Annotated in this window: 20 protein-coding genes; 6 read left to right on the plus strand and 14 right to left on the minus strand. The window is 61.1% G+C overall.

The window, feature by feature from the left end; all coding sequences use genetic code 11:
- Window positions 1–15: 15 nt before the first annotated feature.
- Complete coding sequence (gene topA / locus ACW4DH_RS15215) at window positions 16–2646, minus strand: type I DNA topoisomerase (RefSeq protein ID WP_459637252.1); 2631 nt, start codon at window positions 2644–2646, stop codon at window positions 16–18.
- A 525-nt stretch (window positions 2647–3171) separates the two neighbouring features.
- Here topA and pyk point away from each other — a divergent pair.
- From pyk to ACW4DH_RS15230, 3 genes are all read left to right on the plus strand, one after another.
- Window positions 3172–4641 carry a pyruvate kinase gene (gene pyk / locus ACW4DH_RS15220; RefSeq protein WP_459637253.1) on the plus strand — a complete coding sequence of 490 codons (1470 nt, stop codon included), beginning with the start codon at window positions 3172–3174 and terminating at the stop codon, window positions 4639–4641.
- Complete coding sequence (locus tag ACW4DH_RS15225) at window positions 4634–5113, plus strand: methylglyoxal synthase (RefSeq protein WP_459637254.1); 480 nt, start codon at window positions 4634–4636, stop codon at window positions 5111–5113. The genes pyk and ACW4DH_RS15225 overlap by 8 nt, the downstream gene beginning before the upstream one ends.
- Before the next feature lie 392 nt (window positions 5114–5505).
- On the plus strand, window positions 5506–6696 hold the full coding sequence (locus ACW4DH_RS15230) for an ammonium transporter (protein ID WP_459637255.1): 1191 nt from the start codon (window positions 5506–5508) through the stop codon (window positions 6694–6696).
- Between the two features lie 137 nt (window positions 6697–6833).
- Here ACW4DH_RS15230 and oadA read toward each other — a convergent pair whose 3' ends face one another.
- Both oadA and ACW4DH_RS15240 read right to left on the minus strand, forming a co-directional pair.
- The gene (gene oadA, locus ACW4DH_RS15235; RefSeq protein WP_459637256.1) at window positions 6834–8633 is read right to left on the minus strand and encodes a sodium-extruding oxaloacetate decarboxylase subunit alpha; all 1800 of its coding nucleotides are present in this window, start codon (window positions 8631–8633) and stop codon (window positions 6834–6836) included.
- 12 nt (window positions 8634–8645) lie between these two features.
- A complete protein-coding gene (locus ACW4DH_RS15240; RefSeq protein WP_459637257.1) occupies window positions 8646–10061 on the minus strand; it encodes an acetyl-CoA carboxylase biotin carboxylase subunit in 1416 nt (471 codons plus the stop codon).
- Window positions 10062–10204: 143 nt separating this feature from the next.
- Between ACW4DH_RS15240 and ACW4DH_RS15245 the strand changes: the two genes are divergently transcribed.
- The 3 genes from ACW4DH_RS15245 (at window position 10205) to lipA (ending at window position 13541) form a co-directional block, all read left to right on the plus strand.
- Window positions 10205–11179, plus strand: coding sequence for a LysR family transcriptional regulator (locus tag ACW4DH_RS15245; RefSeq protein WP_459637258.1), 975 nt, complete (start codon window positions 10205–10207; stop codon window positions 11177–11179).
- 92 nt (window positions 11180–11271) lie between these two features.
- Window positions 11272–12288 carry a zinc-binding alcohol dehydrogenase family protein gene (locus ACW4DH_RS15250; protein ID WP_459637259.1) on the plus strand — a complete coding sequence of 339 codons (1017 nt, stop codon included), beginning with the start codon at window positions 11272–11274 and terminating at the stop codon, window positions 12286–12288.
- A gap of 200 nt (window positions 12289–12488) precedes the next feature.
- Window positions 12489–13541 (plus strand): lipoyl synthase, encoded by a 1053-nt coding sequence (lipA, locus tag ACW4DH_RS15255; protein ID WP_459637260.1) that lies wholly within the window; start codon window positions 12489–12491, stop codon window positions 13539–13541.
- A 118-nt stretch (window positions 13542–13659) separates the two neighbouring features.
- Here lipA and lipB read toward each other — a convergent pair whose 3' ends face one another.
- The 11 genes from lipB to ACW4DH_RS15310 all read right to left on the minus strand — a co-directional run bounded on the left by lipB (window position 13660) and on the right by ACW4DH_RS15310 (window position 23876).
- Entirely contained in the window at window positions 13660–14325 is a 666-nt protein-coding gene (gene lipB / locus ACW4DH_RS15260) for a lipoyl(octanoyl) transferase LipB (protein WP_459637261.1), read from the minus strand.
- Window positions 14325–14636: an HP0495 family protein gene (locus tag ACW4DH_RS15265; RefSeq protein WP_459637262.1), complete on the minus strand. Its 312-nt coding sequence runs from the start codon at window positions 14634–14636 to the stop codon at window positions 14325–14327. Before ACW4DH_RS15265 ends, lipB begins: the two co-directional genes overlap by 1 nt.
- 111 nt (window positions 14637–14747) lie before the next feature.
- On the minus strand, window positions 14748–15923 hold the full coding sequence (locus ACW4DH_RS15270) for a D-alanyl-D-alanine carboxypeptidase family protein (RefSeq protein ID WP_459637263.1): 1176 nt from the start codon (window positions 15921–15923) through the stop codon (window positions 14748–14750).
- Window positions 15924–15948: 25 nt separating this feature from the next.
- Complete coding sequence (locus tag ACW4DH_RS15275) at window positions 15949–16854, minus strand: septal ring lytic transglycosylase RlpA family protein (RefSeq protein ID WP_459637264.1); 906 nt, start codon at window positions 16852–16854, stop codon at window positions 15949–15951.
- Window positions 16854–17882, minus strand: a complete 1029-nt coding sequence (gene mltB / locus ACW4DH_RS15280) for a lytic murein transglycosylase B (RefSeq protein WP_459637265.1) — start codon at window positions 17880–17882, stop codon at window positions 16854–16856. Before mltB ends, ACW4DH_RS15275 begins: the two co-directional genes overlap by 1 nt.
- 35 nt (window positions 17883–17917) lie before the next feature.
- Window positions 17918–19063: a rod shape-determining protein RodA gene (rodA, locus tag ACW4DH_RS15285; protein WP_459637266.1), complete on the minus strand. Its 1146-nt coding sequence runs from the start codon at window positions 19061–19063 to the stop codon at window positions 17918–17920.
- Window positions 19050–20954 carry a penicillin-binding protein 2 gene (mrdA, locus tag ACW4DH_RS15290; RefSeq protein ID WP_459637267.1) on the minus strand — a complete coding sequence of 635 codons (1905 nt, stop codon included), beginning with the start codon at window positions 20952–20954 and terminating at the stop codon, window positions 19050–19052. The genes rodA and mrdA overlap by 14 nt, the downstream gene beginning before the upstream one ends.
- 66 nt (window positions 20955–21020) lie before the next feature.
- The gene (gene rlmH, locus ACW4DH_RS15295) at window positions 21021–21488 is read right to left on the minus strand and encodes a 23S rRNA (pseudouridine(1915)-N(3))-methyltransferase RlmH (RefSeq protein WP_459637268.1); all 468 of its coding nucleotides are present in this window, start codon (window positions 21486–21488) and stop codon (window positions 21021–21023) included.
- Window positions 21485–21862, minus strand: coding sequence for a ribosome silencing factor (gene rsfS / locus ACW4DH_RS15300; RefSeq protein WP_459637269.1), 378 nt, complete (start codon window positions 21860–21862; stop codon window positions 21485–21487). Before rsfS ends, rlmH begins: the two co-directional genes overlap by 4 nt.
- An 84-nt stretch (window positions 21863–21946) precedes the next feature.
- Window positions 21947–22606, minus strand: a complete 660-nt coding sequence (gene nadD, locus ACW4DH_RS15305; RefSeq protein WP_459637270.1) for a nicotinate-nucleotide adenylyltransferase — start codon at window positions 22604–22606, stop codon at window positions 21947–21949.
- Complete coding sequence (locus tag ACW4DH_RS15310; protein WP_459637271.1) at window positions 22593–23876, minus strand: glutamate-5-semialdehyde dehydrogenase; 1284 nt, start codon at window positions 23874–23876, stop codon at window positions 22593–22595. Before ACW4DH_RS15310 ends, nadD begins: the two co-directional genes overlap by 14 nt.
- Between the last annotated feature and the right edge of the window lie 16 nt (window positions 23877–23892).

Below are 23892 nucleotides of genomic sequence, written 5' to 3' on the forward strand. Positions count from 1 at the left end.
GGCTTGGCATCGAACTCACTTGCGCTTGTCCTCGACCTGCCAACGCCCGTCCTCGAACAGTGCCCGCCAGCCGGTGGCCTTGCCCTCCTCTTCGCTCATCACGTACTGACTCTTGGTCTTGCGCGAGAAACGGATCTGCGCCGGGCGTCCGTCAGGGTCCTCGCTCGGCGCCTTAAGCAGGAAGTGGTACTTTTCGGGCAATTCCTGGGCATGGGCCTTAAGCTCCTTGACCAGTGGCGGGCGGGTTTCGCGGTTCTTGGGGAACTGGCTGGCAGCCAGAAACAGTCCGCTGGCCCCGTCGCGCAGAACATAATGATCCTCTACCTTCTGACAGGCCAGCTCGGGCATGGGAATGGGATCCATCTTGGGCGGCGCCACTTCACCGCTCTTGAGCAGCTTGCGGGTGTTCTTGCAGTTCTCATTGGTACATCCGAAGTACTTGCCGAAGCGCCCCGACTTGAGCTGCATTTCGCTACCGCACTTGTCGCACTCGATGACCGGCCCCTCGTAGCCCTTGAGGCGGAAACGACCGGTTTCGACTTCATGACCGCCGCAATCCGGGCTGTTACCGCAAATATGCAGCTTACGAGTCTCGTCGATCAGGTAGCTATCCATGGCCGTGCCGCATTTGGGACAGCGGCGCTTGGCACGCAGGGCATCCGTTTCCGCTTCTTCGTTGGCGTCTTCCGCTACGGCCTCTTCGCCAGGGATAAGATCGATAGTGGTCTTGCAGCGCTCCTTGGGCGGCAGATTGTACCCCGAGCACCCCAGGAAGACGCCTGTCGAGGCGGTACGGATCTGCATCTTGCGCCCGCAATGGGGGCAATCGATGTCCGTGGGAACCGGCTGGTTGGGCCGCATGCCCTCCTCGCCCTCGGCATGCTCGAGCTTGGCCTTGAAATCGGCGTAGAACGCATCGAGAAGTTCACGCCAGTTGCGCTCGCCCTCGGCAACTTCGTCGAGGTTGTCCTCCATCCGCGCCGTAAAGCTGTAATCCATCAGATCGCTGAACGACTCGGCAAGGCGATCCGTGACGATATCGCCGAGCTTCTCGGCATAAAAACGCCGATTCTCGAGCTTGACGTAGCCGCGATCCTGAATGGTCGAGATGATCGAGGCATATGTCGAAGGCCGGCCGATGCCACGTTTCTCGAGTTCCTTGACCAAACTTGCCTCAGTGTAGCGCGGCGAGGGCTTGGTGAAGTGCTGCTGTGGATCGAGTGTGTCGAGCGACAGCACTTCCCCCTTATCGATATCCGGCAGCGATTGATCGTCATCCTTCTTGCCGGCCGGTTTCATGACCCGGGTATAGCCATCGAACTTGAGCACGCGCCCCTTGGCCCTGAGCTCGTAGCCTTGGGTCTCGATGGTCAGCGTCGTCGACAGATATTCCGCCGGTGTCATCTGGCAAGCGACGAACTGGCGCCAGATCAACTCGTACAGGCGCTGCGCATCACGCTCCATACCCTCCAGGGAATCGGCACGTCGGTTCACATCCGAAGGACGAATGGCTTCGTGCGCTTCCTGCGCGCCTTCCTTGCTGGAGTAGCGGTTGGGAGCCTCGGGCAGGTACGCCTTGCCGAAGCTGTCCTCGATGTAGCCACGCACGCTATCCACGGCTTCCTTGGAAAGGTTGGTCGAATCGGTACGCATGTAGGTGATGTGCCCCGCCTCATAAAGGCGCTGCGCCATCATCATGGTTTTCTTGACCGAGAAGCCGAGCCGCCCGCTAGCGGCCTGCTGCAAGGTCGAGGTAATGAACGGTGCCGTCGGCTTGGAGCGCGTCGGCTTGGTTTCACGCTCGGTGATCTCCAGCGGTGCCTTACGCAGCGCCTCGATGCGCTCCAGCGTTTCCTTCTCGGAGCGGGGGCGAAATGCCTGCCCCTCCTGACGAACCAGCTCGAAACGGATGGGTTCGCCCTGTTGGCTGACCAGATCGGCATGCACATCCCAGAACTCTTCAGGGACAAAGGCACGGATTTCGCGCTCACGCTCGACGATCAGGCGCACAGCCACCGACTGCACACGTCCGGCGGACAGTCCGCGGGCCACCTTGCTCCAGAGCAAGGGCGAGAGCATGAAGCCGACCACGCGATCCAGGAAACGCCGGGTCTGCTGGGCCTCGACACGCGGTATGTTGAGCGCACCCGGCGTCTTGAATGCCTCTTGAATGGCGTTCTTGGTGATCTCGTTGAACACCACGCGTCGATAGCGCGAATCGTCGCCGCCGATGGTTTCCTTGAGATGCCAGGCGATGGCCTCTCCTTCGCGGTCCAAGTCGGTGGCGAGGTAAACGGTATCCGCCTTTTCGGCAAGCTTCTTGAGCTCGGCGACGACCTTCTCCTTGCCGGGCAAGGTCTCGTACTGAGCCGCCCAGCCATGCTCCGGATCGATGCCCATGCGCCGTACCAACTGCGTCCAGCCCTTCTGCTTCTTGTATACCGCCTTTTCTTCCGGCGACATCTTGCGTGTCGCCGCGGCTTGACGGGCACGTTCCTTGGGGTCGCTGGCAGTCTTGCCGGAGCCACTGGTCGGCAGGTCGCGAATATGCCCCACGCTCGATTTCACGACGAAGTCGTTCCCGAGGTACTTATTGATCGTCTTGGCCTTGGCCGGCGACTCGACGATGACCAGTGACTTGCCCATAGTGCTCCGTTTCTCCGAGCCGCCGACCTGCGTCAACGGCTTTATGTTCATCGCGTCCGGGAGCATCCCGGCGGGAAAAATGCGCTTACCCTAACCCAGCACTGCCGACCACGCCAGTCGTTACACAGCGTACAAGGAGCGTTAACGTCGTTACGTTAGCCCCAAAGCCCTTTATGATCAGCCGCTGCCACGGAGCCAAGCCCGCTGAAGGCGTATCCAGGCCAGCTTGGCAATATGGGGACAGCCGACCTGCTCGACAATGCCCGTATCGACAATCATCGTGCCATGAACACTAGACACAGGCTCATCAGAACAGCAAGTCTCTCCATCATGACATTGGCGATGCTGTATATTTAAACCCCTATTCTCCCTGAGGCTTTCTCTTCATTATCCGAGAGTGATACCGCCTAGAATGACGTTACTCATACGCCGACCTCGGCAGCGACAGCACAATGTAGTAAAATCACCACATGCAGTGTCTCTCCACTCCACTATCGCCCCCTGAGACAGGCCAAGGAGAACCCGATGCAAAACGCGTTTCATGGTCCAATCCGCCGCACCAAGATCGTTGCCACCCTAGGACCGGCCAGCGACCGGGAAGGCGTGCTGGAGGAGATGATCGCCGCCGGCGTCGATGTGGTACGTCTAAACTTTTCTCATGGCAGTGCCGATGATCACCGCCGCCGCCTGGCAGCAGTGCGCGAAATCGCCGCCCGTCATGGCCGCTGCGTCGCCGCGCTAGGCGACCTGCAGGGTCCCAAGATTCGCATTGCCCGCTTTGCCGAAGGCGCCGTGCACCTTGAGGAGGGCCAACCGTTCGTGCTGGACGTTTCCCTCGACCGGGATGCCGGCAACACCGAACACGTCGGCTGCGACTACAAGCAGCTTGCCGAAGATGTCGCTCCGCAAGACATTCTGTTGCTCGATGATGGTCGTCTGGAACTGGTGGTCGAGCGCGTGGAACCTCCCAAGGTCCACACCACCGTTCGCGTCGGCGGCAAGCTGTCCAACAACAAGGGTATCAACAAGCAAGGCGGCGGGCTGTCGGCCGAAGCGCTCACCGACAAGGACAAGGAAGACCTCAAGACCGCCATTGCCATCGGCGTCGATTACCTGGCGGTCTCCTTCCCGCGTCATGCCGCCGACATGCAACTGGCCCGCGAGTTGCTGGGCGATGCCGGCAAGGAAATCGGTCTGGTAGCCAAGATCGAGCGTGCCGAAGCCGTTGCCGACCCCGAAGTGCTCGACGACATCATCCGCGCCTCCGAGGCAGTGATGGTGGCCCGCGGCGATCTCGGCGTGGAAATCGGCGACGCCCAGCTGATTGGCGTGCAAAAACGCATCATCGGCCGTGCGCGCAGTCTCAACAAGCTGGTCATTACCGCCACGCAGATGATGGAGTCGATGATCAGCGCACCGCTGCCGACCCGTGCCGAGGTCTTCGACGTGGCCAATGCCGTGCTCGACGGCACCGACGCGGTAATGCTCTCCGCCGAAACGGCGGCAGGCGACTATCCGGTGGAAACCGTGGAAGCCATGCATCGCCTGTGCCTGGGCGCCGAGCGCGAACGGGCCGCCCAGCAGTCCCAGCATCGCATTCACGAAGGTTTCACCCGGACTGACGAGACGGTGGCATTGTCGGCGATGTACGCAGCCAATCACCTCTCCGGCGTTGCCGCCATCGCCTGCCTGACCTCGACCGGTTACACACCGCTGATCGCCTCACGCATCCGCTCCGGCCTGCCCATCGTCGCGCTGGCTCAGGATCCCGTCGCCCAACGGCGCATGGCGCTATATCGTGGCGTGGTGTCTCTGCCCTTTGATAGTGACCATATCGATTCGGATCGCATCAACAGCGCAGCGATTCAGGAGCTGGTCAAGCGTAACATTGCCCATGACGGCGACCATGTCATTCTCACCCGCGGCGACCACATGAATGCTCATGGGGGCACCAATACCTTCAAGATCATCCAGGTAGGCACCGAGCGTGATTGAACATCGCCCGCGCCGTCAGGCGACGCGCACCCTGCCGGCACGTAAGCGAATCGCCCTGATCGCTCATGACGGCAAGAAGGAGGAGCTACTGGAGTGGGCGGGCCGCTGGCGCGAGACCCTGGCCAGGCACGAACTGGTGGGCACCGGCACCACGGCCCGCCGCGTTTCCGACGCTCTCGGGATTGTCGTCGAGGGCCTGATGAGCGGTCCGCTGGGGGGAGACCAGCAGATTGGTGCGCGGATCACCGAAAGCCGCCTGGATATGCTGGTGTTCTTCTGGGATCCCTTTGCCCCCATGCCGCACGATCCGGATGTCAAGGCTCTGCTGCGTTTGGCCGCGCTATGGAATATTCCTGTTGCTTGCAACGCGGCCAGTGCCGATTTCATGATCGGCTCGCCGTATTTGGAGGAGGACTATCGCGTCAACGTTCCCGACTCGGACCAGTGGGTCGCCGAACGCACCCGCACCTGACAGATGCCTGGTGCGCCCCCCGCCGCCGCTCCACGTTGAGCCAGAATGCGCTGGACAGCGCATTCTGGCTCAACTCCTTTTTCGTAATTTTCTGACGTAGCGTAAGACCGAACACTGCATGTCTCCCCGTCATTGTCTAGCCGATATCGTGCGTCATCAGCCTTGTGTGCACTCTTGAAAGACATCGGCGACTTCTTCTGCACCACAATGGCCCATGCCACCCCGGCAATGCACCAAATTAATGCCAAATATGCATCAAAAAAATGCATGCGTGAATAAACCATTGATTTAACTACCCATTATTATAGGCATATTTTGTGCATAGCTAATCTCGATGCACGCCGCACAGTCAGTTTGCGGCCTTTTCCAACGAGAATGACAGGTACATCCCAATGCCGACTCCTTCCAGCGCTGACGTTCTTTTCCTTCTTCTGGGCGCCTGCATGGTGCTGGCCATGCATGCCGGCTTCGCCTTTCTTGAGGTCGGCACCGTCCGTGCCAAGAATCAGGTCAATGCCCTAGTCAAGATCATTACCGATTTTGCCGCCTCTACGGTCGCCTATTTCACGCTGGGTTATGCGCTGGCCTATGGCAGCGGCTTCTTCAGCGATGCCGCCACGCTAGCCGCCGATCATGGTTACGGACTGGTCAGGTTCTTCTTTCTGCTGACTTTCGCCGCCGCGATACCGGCGATCATTTCCGGCGGCATCGCCGAGCGGGCGCGTTTTTATCCGCAATTCACCGCCACGCTGCTGCTGGTGGGAGTGGCGTACCCGATCTTCGAGGGCTTGGTCTGGAACGGCAATCTTGGCGTTCAGGCGTGGCTTGAAGCCAGCTTCGGTCATGCCTTTCACGATTTTGCCGGCTCGGTGGTCGTACATGGCTTTGGCGGCTGGGTCGCGCTGGTCGCCGTGCTGCTGCTCGGCCCGCGCAAGGGACGTTATCCCCGCCATGGCGCCGTAGCCGCTCATCCTCCGTCCAGCATTCCTTTTCTCGCCTTGGGCGCATGGACATTGACCGTCGGCTGGTTCGGCTTCAACGTCATGTCGGCCCAGACGCTGGAGGACATCAGCGGCCTGGTCGCCGTCAACTCGTTGATGGCCATGGTGGGCGGCATCCTCGCGGCTATGATAACCGGGCGCAACGATCCTGGGTTCATCCATAACGGCCCACTGGCGGGCCTGGTCGCGGTGTGCGCCGGCTCCGACCTGATGCATCCGCTGGGTGCCCTGGCCACGGGCTTGATCGCTGGTGCTATTTTCGTCTGGCTATTCACCCTGACTCAGAATCGCTGGAAGATCGACGATGTACTCGGTGTATGGCCGCTACACGGCATTTGCGGCGCCTGGGGTGGCATTGCCGCCGGAATCTTTGGTCAGAGCGCACTGGGCGGCCTGGGGGATGTCAGTTTCATCGCCCAGCTGATTGGCACGCTGGGAGGCATTATCCTGGCATTGATCGCGGGCGTGATCGTGTATGGCGGACTCAAAGCCAGTGTCGGGATACGCCTTTCCGAAGAACAGGAATACCAGGGCGCGGACTTGTCGCTGCATAAGATCAACGCCACACCGCGTGGCGAATAAGGCGCGTCCCCACACGAGCCCGGGCCGGATTCGTCATACCCTGCCGGGCTCTCCGATACCGCTGCACTCTGGCAGCACAAAACTTCGCACGCATAAAAACCCCGGACAGGCCGGGGTCACAGAGAGAACCCGTCCCCCTATTCGATCTCGATAAGCACCTCGCCGGGTGTGACACGATCGCCCTTGGCCACGTGGATCGCCTTGACGCTCCCCGAAATGTGCGCCTGCACCTCGGTTTCCATCTTCATCGCCTCGGTAATCAGCACGGCCTGTCCCTCGGTAACGCTATCCCCCTCGGCGACCAGGACATCCACGATATTTCCCGGCATCGAGGTGGTGACATGCCCCGGTGAGGTTGCGCGGGCACGCCCGGAAGCCTGAGCGCTGACAAAATCGTCCTTGGCCTCGAAAATCACTTCCTCAGGCATACCATCCAGAGTCAGGTAGACCTGTCGCTTGCCGCCCATGTTGCGCCCGACACCGGTGATCTGTACCTCGTAGGACTCCCCGTGCACATCGATGACGAACTCGGTCGGCGTCCCTTCGGTCACCGGACGCCCCGAGGTTTCGGCGGGGTTGGGCAGCGCCTCGGGCGTTAGGGTACCGTCACGGCGCCCTTGCAGAAAGTCGCGGCCCAGATCGGGGAACATGGCAAAGGTCAGCACGTCTTCTTCGGTGGTGGCCAAGTCGCCGATCTCTCGCGCCAGGCGCGACATCTCAGACGTCAGGCGATCCGCCGGGCGCCCCTCCTCTACCGGCTGGTTACCGATCGCCAAGCGGCGGACATTGTCGTCTACCGCGGCCGGCGGCTGCCCATACCCGCCCAACAGGTAGCGCTTGACTTCATTGGTGATCGACTTGTAACGGCTGCCCATCAGCACGTTCATGACCGCCTGGGTACCCACGATCTGCGAAGTGGGCGTCACCAGCGGCGGGTAGCCGAGATCGGCACGCACCCGGGGAATCTCGTCGAACACCTCGCGGATCTTGGATAGAGCGTTTTGCTCCTTCAACTGGTTGGCCAGGTTGGACATCATGCCGCCCGGCACCTGATTGATCTGCACCGAGACATCCTCGCGGGTGAACTCACTCTCGAACGCGGCGTATTTCTTGCGTACCTCGCGAAAGTAGTCGCCGATCTCCTTGAGTGCCTCAAGGTCGAGGCCGGTCTCGTAGTCGCTGCCCTGAAAGGCGGCGACCATGGATTCGGTCGCCGGATGGCTGGTGCCGCCCGCAAACGCCGAAATGCAGGTATCGATATGCCGGCAACCGGCTTCCACGGCCTTGATCTGGCACATCGGTGCCAGACCCGACGTTGCATGAGCGTGCAGATGCACCGGTACCTCAACGGCCTCGATCAGCGCCGCCACCAATTCTGCCGTGGCATAGGGGGTCAACAGGCCGGCCATGTCCTTGATGGCGATGGAGTCGGCGCCCATATCGACTAGCCGCTTGGCCTGGTCGACATACATCGCCAGTGTGTGCACCGGGCTGACCGTGTAGCAGAGGGTGCCTTGGGCATGCTTGCCGCTGGCCTTGACAGCGCGCATGGCAGTTTCCAGGTTGCGCAGGTCGTTCAGCGCGTCGAAGATGCGGAAGATGTCGATGCCGTTCTCCGCCGATTTGGCGACGAAGCGCTCGACCACATCGTCGGCATAATGCCGATAGCCGAGCAGGTTCTGACCGCGCAGCAGCATCTGCAGCGGCGTGTTGGGCAGCGCCTCCTTGAGCGCCGCCAGCCGGCCCCAGGGATCCTCCTTCAAAAACCGGACGCAGGCATCGAAGGTCGCGCCGCCCCAGACCTCCAGCGAGTGATAGCCGATGGCGTCGAGCTTGCCGCAAATCGGCAGCATATCCTCGGTACGCAGGCGTGTAGCGATAAGCGATTGGTGGCCGTCGCGCAGCACGACATCCGTGATGTTGACCTTGTGGTTCATGGGGCTCTCTCCTTACAGGCCGGCATGTGCGGCGATGGCGGCGGCGATGGCCAGGGCGACTTCTTCAGGGTTACGCTTTACCGAATAATTCAGCAGCTCAGGATGTGCCGGCACGAAGCCGGTGTTGAAATGGCCGCTGCGGAAATCGGGATGACGCAGGATTTCCTGATAGTACGGCGCGGTGGTTTTCACCCCCTGCAGGCGCATGTCGTTGAGAGCGCGGATGCCGCGATCGAGCGTTTCCTCCCAGGTCATGCCCCAGACAATGAGCTTTAGGCACATGGAGTCGAAATACGGCGGAATGGTATAGCCGGTATAGATTGCCGTATCGGTGCGCACACCCGGCCCACCGGGTGCGTAGTAGCGCGTGATACGGCCGAAGGAAGGCAGGAAGTCGTTCTTGGGGTCCTCGGCATTGATGCGGAACTGAATGGCGAAACCGTGGTGCTGAATGTCTTCCTGACGAAACGCCAGCTTTAGCCCTGCGGCGATCCGGATCTGTTCGCGCACGATGTCCACGCCGGTAATCGACTCGGTGATGGTATGCTCGACTTGGACGCGCGTGTTCATTTCCATGAAGTACACCTCGTTCCCCTTGACGAGGAACTCCACGGTGCCCGCGTTCTCATAGCCGACCGCCGCCGCGGCACGGACGGCCATCTCGCCCACGTAGGAGCGCTGTTCCGGCGTCAGTTGGGGGCTGGGCGCGATCTCGATCAGCTTCTGGTTACGACGCTGGATGGAGCAGTCGCGCTCGAAGAGATGTATCACTCCGCCATGTCGGTCGGCGAGAATCTGCACCTCGATGTGATGTGGGTCGACGATGCACTTTTCCATGAACACGTCGGCCGAGCCGAACGCCTTGGTGGCCTCGGAGATGACGCGATTCCAAGCCTGGTTCAACTGGGCCGGCGTGTCGCAACGACGAATGCCGCGACCGCCACCGCCGGAAGTGGCCTTGAGCATGACCGGATACCCGATGGTTTCGGCCAGGTTCAAGGCCTCCTCACATGAGGCTAGGTTGTTCTCGGAGCCTGGCGTGACCGGCACACCCGCTTCACGCATTGCGGTACGCGCCGCCGTCTTGTCCCCCATTCGCGCGATCACCTTGGTGTCGGGACCGACGAAGGCAATCCCCGCCTCGGCACAGATGCGTGCAAAATCGGCATTCTCGGAAAGGAAGCCGTAGCCGGGATGAATTGCGTCGCAGCCTGTTTCACGGGCGAGATCGACGATCCGTCGCGGGTCCAGGTAGCCTGCCAGCGGATCGTCACCCACGAAGTGGGCTTCGTCGGCGCGCTTGACGTGTAGCGCGAAGCGATCCGGTTCGGTGTAAATCGCGACCGAACGGATGCCCATCTCTGCGCAAGCGCGTACAATGCGCACAGCTATCTCGCCACGGTTGGCGATGAGAAGTTTCTGGAACACCGTAAACCCTCCGGGTTGCGTCGACAGGGTACCTTGCTTGCCCGTTTCTGGCTCTCAACGCTACTCAGCTGTGAGCCAATAGAAAAATTGATATTTTTTTGCCATCCTATAAGGGATAGCTTATACCCGCCCTGGGGGCGTCAATGTCGCGACCCAATCTGCTCAATCGCCTGACGTTTCGTCAGCTTCAGGTTTTCCAGGCCGTTTACCGTCAGCAGTCCTACTCACGCGCAGCGGAACAGCTGGGCCTGACGCAGCCAGCGGTCAGTGCGCAGATCCGCCAACTCGAACAGGCGCTCGAGCAGCCGCTGTTCAAATATGCCGGCAAGACGCTGCATGTGCTGCCTGCCGCCGACGCCCTGTCGGCTTCGGTGCAGTCCATCTTCGGTCAGGTGTCCAGCCTGCAGATGGAACTCTCCGAACTGGCCGGCACCATTCGCGGTGAGCTGAATCTGGCGGCGGTCAGTACCGCCCAGTACGTAGTGCCGCACATCCTGGCGCGCTTTCGGGCCCGCTATCCCGAAGTGCAGATACGCCTGCGGGTCTGCAATCGCGGCCAAGCGCTGGAGCGCTTGGCCGAGCGGCGCGATGATCTGGTGATCATGGGCATGGTGCCGGAAGACGCCAATCTGGCCTTCATGCCGATCCTCGACAACGAGATGATTCCCATCGTCTGGCCCGGCCATCCGCTGCTCACCGCACCGGCGCCGACATTGGAAGACTTCGCGCATCACTACGTGCTGATGCGCGAGCCGGGCTCCGGTACGCGTACCGCCTTCGAGGATTTCGCCGCGCGAGAGCGGGTATCGCTGCATCACACCATTGAGTTGGGAACCAACGAAGCCATCAAGCAGGGCGTCATGGCCCACCTCGGCGTGGCAATCCTGCCACGCCTGGCAGTGCAGCTGGAGCTTGCGTCAGGCCTTCTCGCCTCGCCCAACTTGCCGGGCTTCCCACTGCGGCGCTCTTGGTGCACGGTCTATCCCAAGGACCGCTATCCGACACCGGTCACCGAATTGTTCCTGCGCTTCGTGCGTGAATTGCTACCGGAACTCAACGCTCACTTCAGGGCCCCGCTCGAACCGGCTCCGGGTCCTGGCTTCGTTTGCACGACATGACGATTCGCTTGCCGTCATGCAAGTTGATTCCTGCCTTGCTCGCCCTCATCTGGTGAGTTTCAGTACTTTGATCCTTCCACACGGAGCGTGACATGAAAGTTATCGCCACCACGGGGCAGCCGGAAGCGGCTCCCGAAAGCGCCTTCCAGATTGCCGAACGCGAAACACCGACACCGGGCGAATGGGATCTGCTGGTGCGTATAGAGGCAGTGTCGGTCAACCCGGTCGATACCAAGATCCGCCAGGGCGCCTTCCTGCCGAGCGATCAACCGCATGTACTGGGCTGGGACGCCGCCGGTCAGGTGGAAGCCGTGGGCGACAAGGTGAGCGGTTTCGCCAAGGGAGAGCGGGTGTACTATTCCGGCGAAGTCGATCGCCCCGGCTGCAATGCCCACTATCAGCTCGTCGATGCCCGCCTGGCGGCCAAGGCCCCCCAGAAGCTCAAGCCCGAAGAGGCGGCCGCCATGCCGCTGACGGCACTGACCGCCTGGGAAGCGCTGTTCGACAAGCTGAAGCTTGCGCAGGGAGGCGACACACACCGCGACGAAACCCTATTGATCATCAACGGTGCCGGCGGCGTGGGATCGATCGCCATCCAGCTGGCACGCCAGCTGACCGGCATCAAGATCATCGCCACCGCATCACGCGAGCAATCCATCGAGTGGTGCCGCAGCATGGGGGCGCATGAAGTGGTGGATCACCATGATCTGGTCGACAGCGTGCAGCGTGCCGGCTATCCGGAAGTCGACTACATCTTCAACTGCCACGACATTGGCGACCACTGGGACAACATGAATGTCCTCATTCGTCCACTCGGCCATATCGTGGCGATTGCCGAGACGCAAAAGGACGTCGACCTCAACCAACTGCAGGGCAAGGCCGTGACGTTCAGCTGGGAATTCATGTTCGCCCGCCCGTTGCATGGCTACCATATCGAGCATCAGGGTCAGGCGCTGGCAAAAATGGCTGAGCACTTCGATGCCGGACGCCTGCGCTCGACATTGAGCGAAGTCATCGGTCCATTGACGCCGGACAATCTCGGCCGCGCACACCGCAAGCTCGAAGAGGGCCACGTCACCGGCAAGCTCGTGCTGACGGCAATGGCCTAGCCTTACCGGCCTGTTGTCAAGCGGCGGTGCGCCAGGGCCCGCTGTCCAGCATGACGACTCCTGTGGTAATTTATGCACTGAAATCCACGCATCATTCGACGTGCCAGACTGCCTGGAAACGCCGGCCGGCGCACTCCCGGTAGACCCGTGGTAACGCAGTCCCGGCGTCGTTGGCCCAGCAAGCAGAGAGGCTCACAGCTATGAGCGACACCCCTTCCAAACGCGTCTCCAGTGGCGAGAAATATCGCAACGACCATGGCATCGCCGCCATCAAGGACGGCATGAAAGTACGTAGTCAAGCCGAGGACGGCGGCGTCAGCGGGCGCAAGCCGAAATGGCTGCGCGCCCAAGTCCCCGGTGGCGAACGCTTCGATGCCGTGAAGAAGAACGTGGCCAAGCACCGGCTCAGTACCGTCTGCGCCGAATCCCACTGCCCGAACATGGGAGAATGCTGGAGTAACGGCACGGCGACCATCATGCTGATGGGCTCGGTGTGTACCCGCGCCTGCCGTTTCTGCGCCGTGGACACCGGCAATCCGCAGGGCTGGCTGGATGCCGAGGAGCCCGAGAACACCGCCAGGTCGGTGGAACTTATGGGGCTGCGCTACGTGGTTCTCACCTCCGTGGACCGCGACGATCTTGCCGATGGCGGTGCCGGCCATTATGCCGACTGCATCCGCGCCATCAAGTCACGCACCCCCGAGGTCGCAGTGGAAGCCCTGACGCCGGATTTCAACGGCGTGACCAGCGCCATCGAGCGGGTCGTCGACTCCGGCCTCGAGGTGTTCGCCCAGAACGTCGAGACCGTGGAGCGCCTGACCCGACGCGTGCGCGACCCGCGTGCCGGCTATCGCAAGACGCTCGACGTGCTGGCCCATGCCAAGCGACATCGCCCCGCAGTCGTCACCAAGACCAGCCTGATGCTGGGACTCGGCGAGACTGAAGAGGAGATCCTCCAGACCTTCGACGATCTGCGTGCCATCGGTGTGGACATCGTCACCCTGGGCCAGTACCTGCAGCCCACGCGCAACCACCTGCCGGTGGAACGCTGGGTTACCCCGGAGGAGTTCGAGCGCTATCGCGTTCTGGGCTTGGAGAAGGGCTTCATGGAAGTGCCCTCCGGTCCGCTGGTTCGCTCCAGCTACCGGGCTGACAGGGTGTTCGAGAAGAACAATCTCGGCCTGGCCTCCCCTGCTGCCGTACCCGGCCATGAACCCGACTCGAACCGTATCGCGGCCGTCAATGTCGGCTGAACGCACCAGGCCTTGAATATCAGCGAGCCTGTACAGCGGATACACCAGCAAGAACCCCGCCAGATCATGAATCTGGCGGGGTTCTTGCTGATACCGGTAACGGAGGAAATTAGCGCTGCTACGGGCTGACGGGAGTATCCACCAGCGCGAGTTTACGTCCCAGTTCCTGTGCCAGAAACTCGGCCAGATGCAGAGCCGCCGTGTCGGTATCGGGGCAGTCATCGACCAGATCGGCGAGCCGGGTCATGGCCATGCCGGCATAGCCGCAGGGGTTGATCCGCGAGAATGGCGACAGGTCGCCATCGATGTTGAGCGCCACCCCATGAAAGCTGGCGCCACGCCGGATTCGCAGCCCGAGGGAGGCGATCTTGGCGTCGCCCACGTAGACCCCCGGCGCATCGGGGCGCGCTTGCGCCACCACGCCATGTGATTCGAGCAGGTTAATCACTGCCCTTTCCAGGGCAGTGACCAGATCACGCACACCTAGCCGCGCGCGCCGCACATCAAGCAGCGGATATAGCACCACTTGCCCCGGCCCGTGGTAGGTCACCTGCCCTCCGCGGTCGGTGGCTACTACCGGAATGTCGCCGGGCATCAGCAGATGTTCGGGCTTGCCGGCCTGCCCCTGAGTGAATACCGGCTCGTGCTCCACCAGCCAGAAATGATCAGGCGTCCGGGCATCACGACTGTCGGTAAAAGCGCGCATGGCGTGCCAGACCGGGGTATAGGCGCGCCGCCCCAGGCAGTGCAACTGGATCGGCGGCAAGCCGCCCTCGCTCTCCATTACAGCACCATATGCACACGGCCGGTGGCCTTGAGAGAAGTGAACAGCGTACGCAGTTGCTCCTCCCCGGTCGCGGTAATCGTCACGCGTACCGACTGGAACCTGCCATTACGGCTGTCGACCATGCGGATACTGGTACGGTCGAAATCGGGGGCATGGGTTTCGACGACATCGATCACGGTCGCCTTGAAGTCGGGAGCGGCATCGCCCACGATCTTGATGGGATATTCACAGGGAAACTCAACCTTGGGCGCCTCGGGCGCTGCCTGGGCATCCGACACACGTAGATCCCGTAGAGACTTGTCGGTCATGGGTGCACTCGACAGATGACATTTCCAAGTATTCTACTCAACCTTCGCCCGTCTACCAAGGGCGAAGGTTGAGCGGGACTCCCGGCGCAGCCTGCAGAACGCCGGCAGGGCTCAGTCGAAAAGGCCGTCGATGAACTGGCGGATGGAGTCCCAGATCCGCTTGAAGAAACCGCCCTCCTCCACGGACTCCAAGGCAACCAGCGGCTGCTCGCCGAGCACCTGGTCTCCCAGTTTGATCTCCAGCGTCCCCAACTGCTCTCCCGCCTGCACCGGCGCCTGAATGGACTGCTGAATATTGAGACGTGCGCTCAGTTCATCGCCACGTCCCTGAGGCACGGTCAGATAGACATCCTCGACGACGCCCAGGCGCAAGGTGTTCTGCTCGCCGCCCCATACCCGCGGCTCGTTAAGCACGGCGCCACGATCGTACAGTTTCTTGGTCTCGAAGAAACGAAAGCCGTAGCTCAGCAGCTTCTGGGCTTCCTGGGCCCGCGCCTCATCGGAGTGCGTCCCCATGACCACTGCAATCAGACGCGTGTCGTTTTTCTTCGCCGACGCCACCAGACAGTAGCCCGCGGCCTCGGTATGCCCCGTCTTCAGCCCATCGACGTCGGGATCGCGCCACAGCAGGCGGTTGCGGTTGGGCTGGCGAATATCGTTATAGGTGAAATACTTTTCCGAGTAGACCTTATAGTGATCGGGGTAGTCGGTGATGATATGTCGGGCCAGAATCGCCAGGTCATGCGCGGAGGAATAGTGATCATCGTGCGGCAACCCCGTGGCGTTGACGAAGTGTGAATTATTCATCCCCATACGCTTGGCATGCTGATTCATGAGGTCCGCAAAGGTCGACTCGCCCCCGGCGATATGCTCGGCTAACGCCACGCTGGCATCGTTACCCGATTGGATCACCACTCCCTTGAGCAGGTTTTCGACACTGACCGTGGTGCCTTCCTGAATGAACATGCGTGAACCGCCCGTACGCCAAGCGTTCTCACTGATCATGACCTGCTCGTCAGGCGACAGGTTGCCCTCGTCCATCTCATGCTCGACCAGGTAAGCGGTCATCATCTTGGTCAGACTGGCAGGCGGCAGGGGCTGATCCGCATTATGCTCGACAAGAATCTTGCCGGAAGCAGCATCCATCAATACCCAGGAAGATGCCGCCAAGGAAGGTGGCGAAGGCACCATCTGCGCTCTGGCCGGCAATATCACCAGGCTCAGACAAAAAACGAAGAGCACCGCAAGCATGCGGGGCAGATAGGAGGTAAGGCAAAACACTCTCATAACGACGGTTTCTCGCTGAACGGGATTACTCAGTGACGGACACTACAAATGGCTGATCGTAGCCAGCCTCGCGCAGGGTCGCCTTAAGCGCTTCGAGGGTGGAAACATCCTGCACCGGGCCGACCTGGACACGATACATGGACTCGGAACTTGCAATTCTCACCGGGCGCGACAGCTCCGCTTGCAGCCGGGCCTGCAATGCCCGAGCACTGCTCGCAGAGCCGAACGCCGCCACCTGCAGATATCGGCCTGCAGCGCTGACGCCGGACGCCGCCTTGCCAGAGGACACCCGCTGAGGCGAGTCATCGGCCTCCTGCGAGGGCGCCAATGCCTCTCGGGACAGCGACTCGGCGGCTACCGGTTCCGCCTTAGCCTCGCGAGGGCGATGCTGCGCCTGCCATTGTACCGGATCGATGGCCTCGACAAATACATGTCCGGTCCCGCCGCGCAGAATTCCCAGACGGGCCGCTGCAGCATAAGACAGATCGATCAGGCGGTCGCTGTGAAACGGGCCTCGGTCATTGACCTTGACGATGACCGAGCGGCCATTGTCGGTGTTGGTGACACGGGCATAGGTCGGCAATGGTAGCGATCGATGCGCTGCGGTCATCTTGTACATGTCATAGGTTTCACCGCTGGCGGTGGCATACCCCTGGAATTTCTCACCGTACCATGAGGCCAATCCGTCGTCCCGATAACCACGGGCATCCGGCAATACGTGATAGGTCTTTCCCCATACCTGATAGGTGGAGCGGTTACCACTACGGGCCAGTGGCTCGACACGCGGCACGGCATCCGGCACCTGCGAAACGTCCGGCGGCGCATCGGGATAAGCGTCACGAGACATCTTGTAGCGCCCCCCCGAACCGCCTCCGTTACTGGCACATCCCGCCAGCAGCGCCAAAACCAGAATCAGCACCCACCCACGCATCAAGCCGACTCATCCATCGCTGCCTTGATATGCTCCGCCAGGGTCGTGACCGCCATGGCATACAAATAGCTGTGGTTGTAACGGGTAATCACATAGAAGTTCTCAAGGCCCACGGCATAGCGGTAACGTCCCTCATCGGTCTCCAGCGCCAAGGGAATCACTTGCCGGCTGGGTTCAAGGTCGCTGCGCTTGGCGGTTATACCCTTGTCACGTAACGTTTGCACGCTGACATAGGGCTTGTGGGCCAAGTTGAATTCAATACTTTCTGGCGGAACATCAGGCCCTTGCGCATCGACCAATACGGGCGCGCCTGTTTTCCAGCCGTGACGTGCGAAATAGTTGGCCACGCTGCCGATGGCATCCACCGGATTGTGCCAGAGGTCACGCAAGCCATCGTCGTCGAAATCCACCGCGTACGCTTGGTAACTGGTGGGAATGAACTGTGGATAGCCCATGGCGCCCGCGTAGGAGCCTTTCAACTCCCCGGGCTCGACCCCCTGCGCCAGGGTAATCGTCAGGAAGGCGGCCAGTTCACCGCGAAAGAAGGTATTTCGGCTGGGATGATGAAAAGCCAGCGTCGACAGCGAATCGAGCACACGATGTCGCCCGGTGTTGGCTCCGTAACGGGTCTCCACGCCGATGATCGCGGCAATGACTTCCGCAGGCACGCCATATTGCTGCTCGGCACGCGCAAACGCGTCGGCATGGGCCTTAATAAAGTCCACGCCTTCGTTTACCCGCTGAGGCTGTATGAAGATGTCGCGATACTCGCCCCAGCGCAAGTGACGTTCGGCGGCTCCGCTCATCGCATCCAGCACGTCCTGCTGAAATTCGGCGCCCTGCATGACGGAGGTCAGGCGCTGGGCATCCAGCCCTTTCGCCGCCAGCTCGCTGATCAATTTCTGAACCTCGGGATGCTGCTGCGGATCGAAATCCGCCTGTGCCAAGGCGCCTAACGAAGTCAGTGTCAACCATACGCCCGAGAGTCCGGCGAGTAGAGTTCTTTTGTGCGCGTAACGCCGCAGCATTATGTGATGCCTCCCTGGTGCATTGCAGCGCCTGGTTAACGGGCCAACAACCGGCGATGGGTATGAACCGACATGAGAATACCGAAACCCGCCAGCAAGGTCACGCTGGAGGTCCCGCCGTAACTAACCAACGGTAGAGGCACGCCCACCACCGGCAGAATGCCGCTGACCATGCCGATATTCACGAATACATAGATGAAAAATGTGAGGATGATACTGCCTGAAAGTAGCCGTCCATAGGTATCCTGCGCCCCATTGGCCATGAACAGCCCCCGCCCAACGATCATCAGATACAGTAGCAATATCAATCCCATACCGATCAGGCCGAACTCCTCGCCGAGGACCGCAACGATAAAATCGGTGTGCCGCTCGGGCAGGAATTCCAACTGGGACTGCGTGCCCATGCCCCACCCTTTGCCGAAGATGCCTCCGCTACCGATGGCGGTCTTGGACTGGATGATGTTCCACCCCGCTCCCAACGGGTCGCTTTCGGGATTCAGAAAGGTCAGGACCCGTTGACGCTGATAACTATGCATGTTCATCCAAAGCACCGGCATGGCCGAGGCGGCCAACGCCCCCAGCAGGGCAATGAAACGCCACGACAGCCCCGCCAGCAGAATGACGAAAATCGCGGCACACCCCACCAACAGTGACGTCCCCAAGTCCGGTTGCCGGGCAATCAGCAGCACCGGTACGGCAATGATCACCCCGCAGACCCCCAGATCGCGCCAGCTGGGGGGCAGCTCGCGGCGATGCAGATACGCGGCCACCATCATCGGCATGGCCAGCTTCATCAGCTCTGAGGGTTGAAAACGGATCAGTCCCGGAATCTCTAGCCAGCGCTGCGCGCCCATGCCGATATCCCCCATTATTTCCACTGCCACCAGCATCGATACACCGGCCCCGTAGGCCAGGGGGGTCCAGCGGAACAGCGTGGCGGGGGAGAGCTGGGCGATGACGAACATGCCGACCAGCGCGACGCAAAAGCGAATCGCCTGCGCCGTTACCACATGCAAGCGCTGCCCACTGGCACTGTAAAGCACCACCAGACCGGCGCCCAGCAAAATCAACAGTAGTATCAACAGCCACGGATCGATATGAATACGGGACCATAGACTCCGCTTGCGCGACACACCCGCTTCCTGGCCACGCAGCGTGCGCTGGAAATCATGCGCCATCATTGCGCTCGACCTCCTGTTTGATCAACGCTTCGGCGTCGTGGGTCACTTCTTCCGGCGGCAGCAGCCAGGCATCAAACAGCGCGCGCGCCAGATGCGCTGCGTGAGAACTTCCCCCGCCAGCGTTTTCGACGATGATCGCCACGGCAATCTTAGGATCCTCTACGGGCGCGAACGCCGTGAACAAGGCATGATCACGCAGCCGCTCGGCAAGCTCATCGGCGTCGTACTTCTGATCCTGTCCCAGCGAAAAGACCTGCGCCGTACCCGACTTGCCGGCCATACGATACTCCAGCCCCACGCCGATACGCCTCGCCGTGCCTTCGCGCCCGCTGACGACTTTTTCCATGCCGTTAAATACTCGGTCCCACCAGTTATCGTTGCTCAACTCGATGTCGGGCTTGGTATCGGGGAACGGAGGCGCAACATCCCGCTTGCCGACCTGGCTCGCCAAGTGCGGGCGAACCCAATGGCCACGGTTGGCCAGTACCGCTTCGGCCGTTGCCAGCTGCAGCGGCGTGTTCATCCAGTAGCCTTGGCCAATGCCGACCGACAGCGTTTCCCCTGGATACCAAGGCTGGCGATAGCGCTCGCGTTTCCATTCACGCGACGGCATGAGCCCCTGAGAAGCGCCATAGATATCCAGTCCGGTGCGTTCGCCAAAACCGAACTTGTGCATGAACTCCGATATACGGTCGATGCCCAGACGATTGGCCATGTTATAGAAATAGGTATTGTTCGAGACCGCCAGAGCACGTTCCAGGTCCACGCGACCATGGCCCCAGCGCAGCCAGTTACGGTAGCGGTGCGAGTCCCCCGGAAGCTGAAAATAACCTGGGTCGTAGATGACCTCGTCCGGAGTCACCACTTCATTTTCCAGCGCCGCAAGCGCCATGAATGGCTTGATCGTTGATCCTGCCGGGTATTGTCCGCGGCTGGCCCGATTGAACAGCGGTAAATCGATATCGTTCTGCAAGGCCTGATAGGCATCGTAATCGATGCCGGTGACGAACTGATTGGTATCGAAGCCCGGCGCCGATACCATCGCCAGAATATCGCCGCTCTTGGGCTCGATGGCGACGATCGACCCTCTTCGGCCATCGAGCAGATCGAAAGCCAACTGCTGCAATCGCTTGTCGATGGTCAGGGTAATGTCCTTCCCGGGGATCGGATAGGTCCGCCCCAGTTCACGCAATACCCGCCCGCGCGCGTTGGTTTCGACCTTGCGCAGCCCCGCATGGCCGTGAAGCTCATCCTCGTAGAAGCGCTCGATTCCGGTCTTGCCGATGAAGTGGGTACCGGCATAATCGCCCGGATCAAGCTTCGCGAGTTCCTCGACGTTGATGCGCCCTACGTACCCCAGCACATGCGACATGATCTCGGCGTCGGGATAATAGCGCAGCAGTTGCGCCTCGACTTCCACCCCGGCCAGGCGATAACGGTTGACCGCCAGGCTGGCGATCTGCTTTTCGCTCAAATCGCTCATCAGCAGAGCGGGCTGATAGGGACGCTGGCGCTGGCGCGAACGCTCGCGAAAGGTGTCGATCTCACTCGGCGGGAGATCGAGTATCTCGATCAGCGTATGCAATGTTTGGTCCATGTCCTCGACGTGCTCGCGGATCATGGTCAAGTTATACGTAGGGCGATTCTCGGCCAGTAATTCTCCGTTACGGTCATAGATGAGCCCCCGCGTGGGCGGCAGGGGTTCGACACGCACACGGTTCTTGTCGGAACGCGTAATATAGATTTCATGCTCGAACACCTGCAGGTAGACAAGCCGCGCCACCAATCCTCCCGTCAACAACAGCACCAGCAAGGCCGCCACCAACGAGCGATTGTGAAAGACGCGCACTTCCTGCTTGGGATTCTTGATCGCTTTGCGGCGTTTACGCATGAGGAAAACTGGAAATCACTTGGCTGAGCATGGACATAAGAATCGGGCAGGCAAAAGCCACGGCCTTTATCGGTGATAGGGATGGCCTGAGAGCAATGTCCAAGCGCGATAGAGCTGTTCGGCAAGCAGGATACGTACCAGCGGATGCGGCAGGGTCAGGGCCGACAGCGACCAGCGCTGATCGGCCCGCGCGACGACGCGAGGATCGAGTCCGTCAGGGCCCCCGACCAGCAGGGCCACATCACGGCCCTCATGACGCCATTCGTCGGCACAAGAGGCTAGCTGCTCGGTGCTCCAGGCCTTTCCGGTCACATCGAGCGCGATGATACGCTCGCCCTCGCGCAACTTTTCCAGCATACGGCCACCCTCGTCCTGAATGGCCCTGGCGACGTCGGCATTCTTGCCCCGCTTGCCAGGAGCGATTTCGATTATTTCCAATGCGAAATCGCGCGGCAGGCGTTTACGGTACTCCTGGACACCCTGGTTGACCCAGGTCGGCATTCGCGTGCCGACCGCAAGCAGACGCAGCTTCACCCCCGAACCTCTTGTACCTCCTCCTCACGCCGCTCGCGCATATCGTCACTGGGCAGGTCGGCCCAGAGACGCTCAAGATCATAGAGGCGTCGCGCATCGGGCATCATCACATGCACCACGATATCCCCCAGATCCACCAAAACCCAATCGGATCCCTGATCTCCCTCGACCCCCAGCGGGCGAACTCCCGCCTCCTTGGCCTTTTCCACCACATTATCGGCTAGCGCCCCGATATGCCGAGACGAGGTTCCACTGGCCACCAACATGGTATCCGTGACGCTGGTCAATGCCGCCACGTCAAGCTCGGTGATGTCTTGTGCCTTGAGCTCCTCAAGGGCATCCACCACCAGGGATTTGAGCGATTCGATCTGCATAGCTCCTCGTGAGTGTAAGTAGAGTCCGGCATCGGTCCGATGCAAACGGGCATTCTAGCGTGCCATCGCGTCTGGCGTCAGCGTTTACCTATAAAGCTTACGTTCCACGATGTAGCGCTCCACCGCCTCGGGCAGCAGATAGCGTACGCTTGCGCCGCGCTGCAGGCGTTGCCGGATCTCGGTTGCGGAAATCGCCATGCGACTCGGCAGGCGTAGCCGCAACAGCCGTCCCGCGGGTTGGCACATAAGTGCCGAAACGCTATCGACCTCGCGCCCATCGATTAGTTCAGCGAGAGCCGGCGATAAATGTGCCGCATGGCCGGGACGCTCGATAACCACCATATTGGCCAGTTCGAAAAGCCGTTCAGGCTCATGCCAGCGGTGCAGTTGAAGGAAGGCGTCGTGCCCCAGCGCCATGACCAGACGGCAGTGTTCGCCCATCTCATCACGCAACAATGCCAGGGTATCCACGGAATAGGATGGCCCTTCACGGCGTATTTCCCGACCATCGGCAATCAGGCCCGGCGTATCGCCAATGCCCGCTTCGAGCATCGCCAAGCGCTCGTCCGAGGAACCCCCCGGCGCCTCCCGGTGAGGTGGGACATGGGCCGGCACCATGTGGACCCGATCAAGCGCCAGCGCCTCACCGAGTTCGACGGCACTGCGCAGATGCCCCAGGTGCACGGGATCAAAGGTACCGCCCAGCATGGCGATGCGTAGGGGGAGACGATCAGTTGCGGACATGGCCGTCGCCGAAGACCACATACTTGCGCGTCGTCAGCCCCTCCAGTCCTACCGGCCCACGCGCATGCAGCTTATCGGTGGACACCCCGATTTCCGCGCCCAGGCCGTATTCAAAACCATCGGCAAAGCGCGTCGATGCGTTGACCATTACCGAGCTGGAATCCACTTCGGCGAGAAAACGCCGCGCCAGGCTAATATTTTCCGTGACGATGGCATCGGTATGGTGGGAGCCGTGGCGTTCGATATGCGCCATGGCCGCGTCGATGCCGTCGACCACGCGAATCGCCAATACCGGCGCCAGATATTCGGTATCCCAATCCGCCTCGTTGGCGGCAGTGATGTCGGGCAGTATCTCGCGGGTCCGCGGACATCCACGCAGCTCCACGTCATGTGGCGCATAGGCAGCAGCCAACTTGGGCAGCAGCACGTGGGCTATGGCGGCATCGACAAGCAGGGTTTCCATGGTATTGCAGGTGCCGTAGCGATTCGTCTTGGCATTCACGGCGATAGCCAGCGCCTTGTCGAGATCCGCCGAGGCCTCCAGGTATACGTGACAGATACCGTCGAGATGCTTGATTACCGGCACGCGGGCCTCGCGCGAGATCCGCTCGATCAGCGACTTGCCACCGCGGGGGATGATCACGTCGACGAATTCGGGCATGGTGATCAATTGGCCTACCGCGGCGCGATCGGTGGTCGCCACGATCTGCACCGCGCCCGACGGCAATCCCGCATCGGCCAGCCCGGCCGCGATGCACTGGGCAATTGCTGCATTGCTCTCGCGGGCCTCCGAGCCACCGCGTAAAATGCAGGCATTACCGGATTTCAGGCACAGGCTTGCCGCTTCGACAGTCACGTTGGGACGCGATTCATAAACGATCCCGATCACCCCGAGCGGCACGCGCATCTGCCCGACCTGGATTCCACTGGGAAGAAAGCGCAACCCATCGATCTCTCCGACCGGGTCCGCCAACCCTGCCACTTGGTTCAGACCTTCTATCATGTTATCGATACGTGCCGGTGTCAGCGCCAGACGATCCAGCAGGGCAGCGTCGAGCTGTGCGGCACGGCCGCGGTCCAGGTCCGCGCCGTTGGCCTTTTCCAAGGCATCGCGCGACGCCTCGAGATGGTGGGCGATGGCGCGCAGCGCCGCGTTCTTGCGCCCGGTGTCGGCGCGGCGCATCTCGCTGCCGGCGCTGCGGGCGGCCATGCCCAGTTCGCGCATATACGCGACAACGTCACGGATCTCGGATGACGAATGTGAGAACATGCCGGAAGCAATCTCC

Source organism: Halomonas sp. WWR20 (assembly GCF_054602495.1).

What these genes read in the sequence shown, in the direction of transcription:
- topA (WP_459637252.1), bottom strand. Translation starts at nt 2,646, where the DNA reads ATGGGCAAGTCACTGGTCATCGTCGAGTCGCCGGCCAAGGCCAAGACG.
- pyk (WP_459637253.1), top strand. Translation starts at nt 3,172, where the DNA reads ATGCAAAACGCGTTTCATGGTCCAATCCGCCGCACCAAGATCGTTGCC.
- ACW4DH_RS15230 (WP_459637255.1), top strand. Translation starts at nt 5,506, where the DNA reads ATGCCGACTCCTTCCAGCGCTGACGTTCTTTTCCTTCTTCTGGGCGCC.
- oadA (WP_459637256.1), bottom strand. Translation starts at nt 8,633, where the DNA reads ATGAACCACAAGGTCAACATCACGGATGTCGTGCTGCGCGACGGCCAC.
- ACW4DH_RS15245 (WP_459637258.1), top strand. Translation starts at nt 10,205, where the DNA reads ATGTCGCGACCCAATCTGCTCAATCGCCTGACGTTTCGTCAGCTTCAG.
- ACW4DH_RS15250 (WP_459637259.1), top strand. Translation starts at nt 11,272, where the DNA reads ATGAAAGTTATCGCCACCACGGGGCAGCCGGAAGCGGCTCCCGAAAGC.
- lipA (WP_459637260.1), top strand. Translation starts at nt 12,489, where the DNA reads ATGAGCGACACCCCTTCCAAACGCGTCTCCAGTGGCGAGAAATATCGC.
- lipB (WP_459637261.1), bottom strand. Translation starts at nt 14,325, where the DNA reads ATGGAGAGCGAGGGCGGCTTGCCGCCGATCCAGTTGCACTGCCTGGGG.
- ACW4DH_RS15265 (WP_459637262.1), bottom strand. Translation starts at nt 14,636, where the DNA reads ATGACCGACAAGTCTCTACGGGATCTACGTGTGTCGGATGCCCAGGCA.
- ACW4DH_RS15270 (WP_459637263.1), bottom strand. Translation starts at nt 15,923, where the DNA reads ATGAGAGTGTTTTGCCTTACCTCCTATCTGCCCCGCATGCTTGCGGTG.
- ACW4DH_RS15275 (WP_459637264.1), bottom strand. Translation starts at nt 16,854, where the DNA reads ATGCGTGGGTGGGTGCTGATTCTGGTTTTGGCGCTGCTGGCGGGATGT.
- mltB (WP_459637265.1), bottom strand. Translation starts at nt 17,882, where the DNA reads ATGCTGCGGCGTTACGCGCACAAAAGAACTCTACTCGCCGGACTCTCG.
- rodA (WP_459637266.1), bottom strand. Translation starts at nt 19,063, where the DNA reads ATGATGGCGCATGATTTCCAGCGCACGCTGCGTGGCCAGGAAGCGGGT.
- mrdA (WP_459637267.1), bottom strand. Translation starts at nt 20,954, where the DNA reads ATGCGTAAACGCCGCAAAGCGATCAAGAATCCCAAGCAGGAAGTGCGC.
- rsfS (WP_459637269.1), bottom strand. Translation starts at nt 21,862, where the DNA reads ATGCAGATCGAATCGCTCAAATCCCTGGTGGTGGATGCCCTTGAGGAG.
- nadD (WP_459637270.1), bottom strand. Translation starts at nt 22,606, where the DNA reads ATGTCCGCAACTGATCGTCTCCCCCTACGCATCGCCATGCTGGGCGGT.
- ACW4DH_RS15310 (WP_459637271.1), bottom strand. Translation starts at nt 23,876, where the DNA reads ATGTTCTCACATTCGTCATCCGAGATCCGTGACGTTGTCGCGTATATG.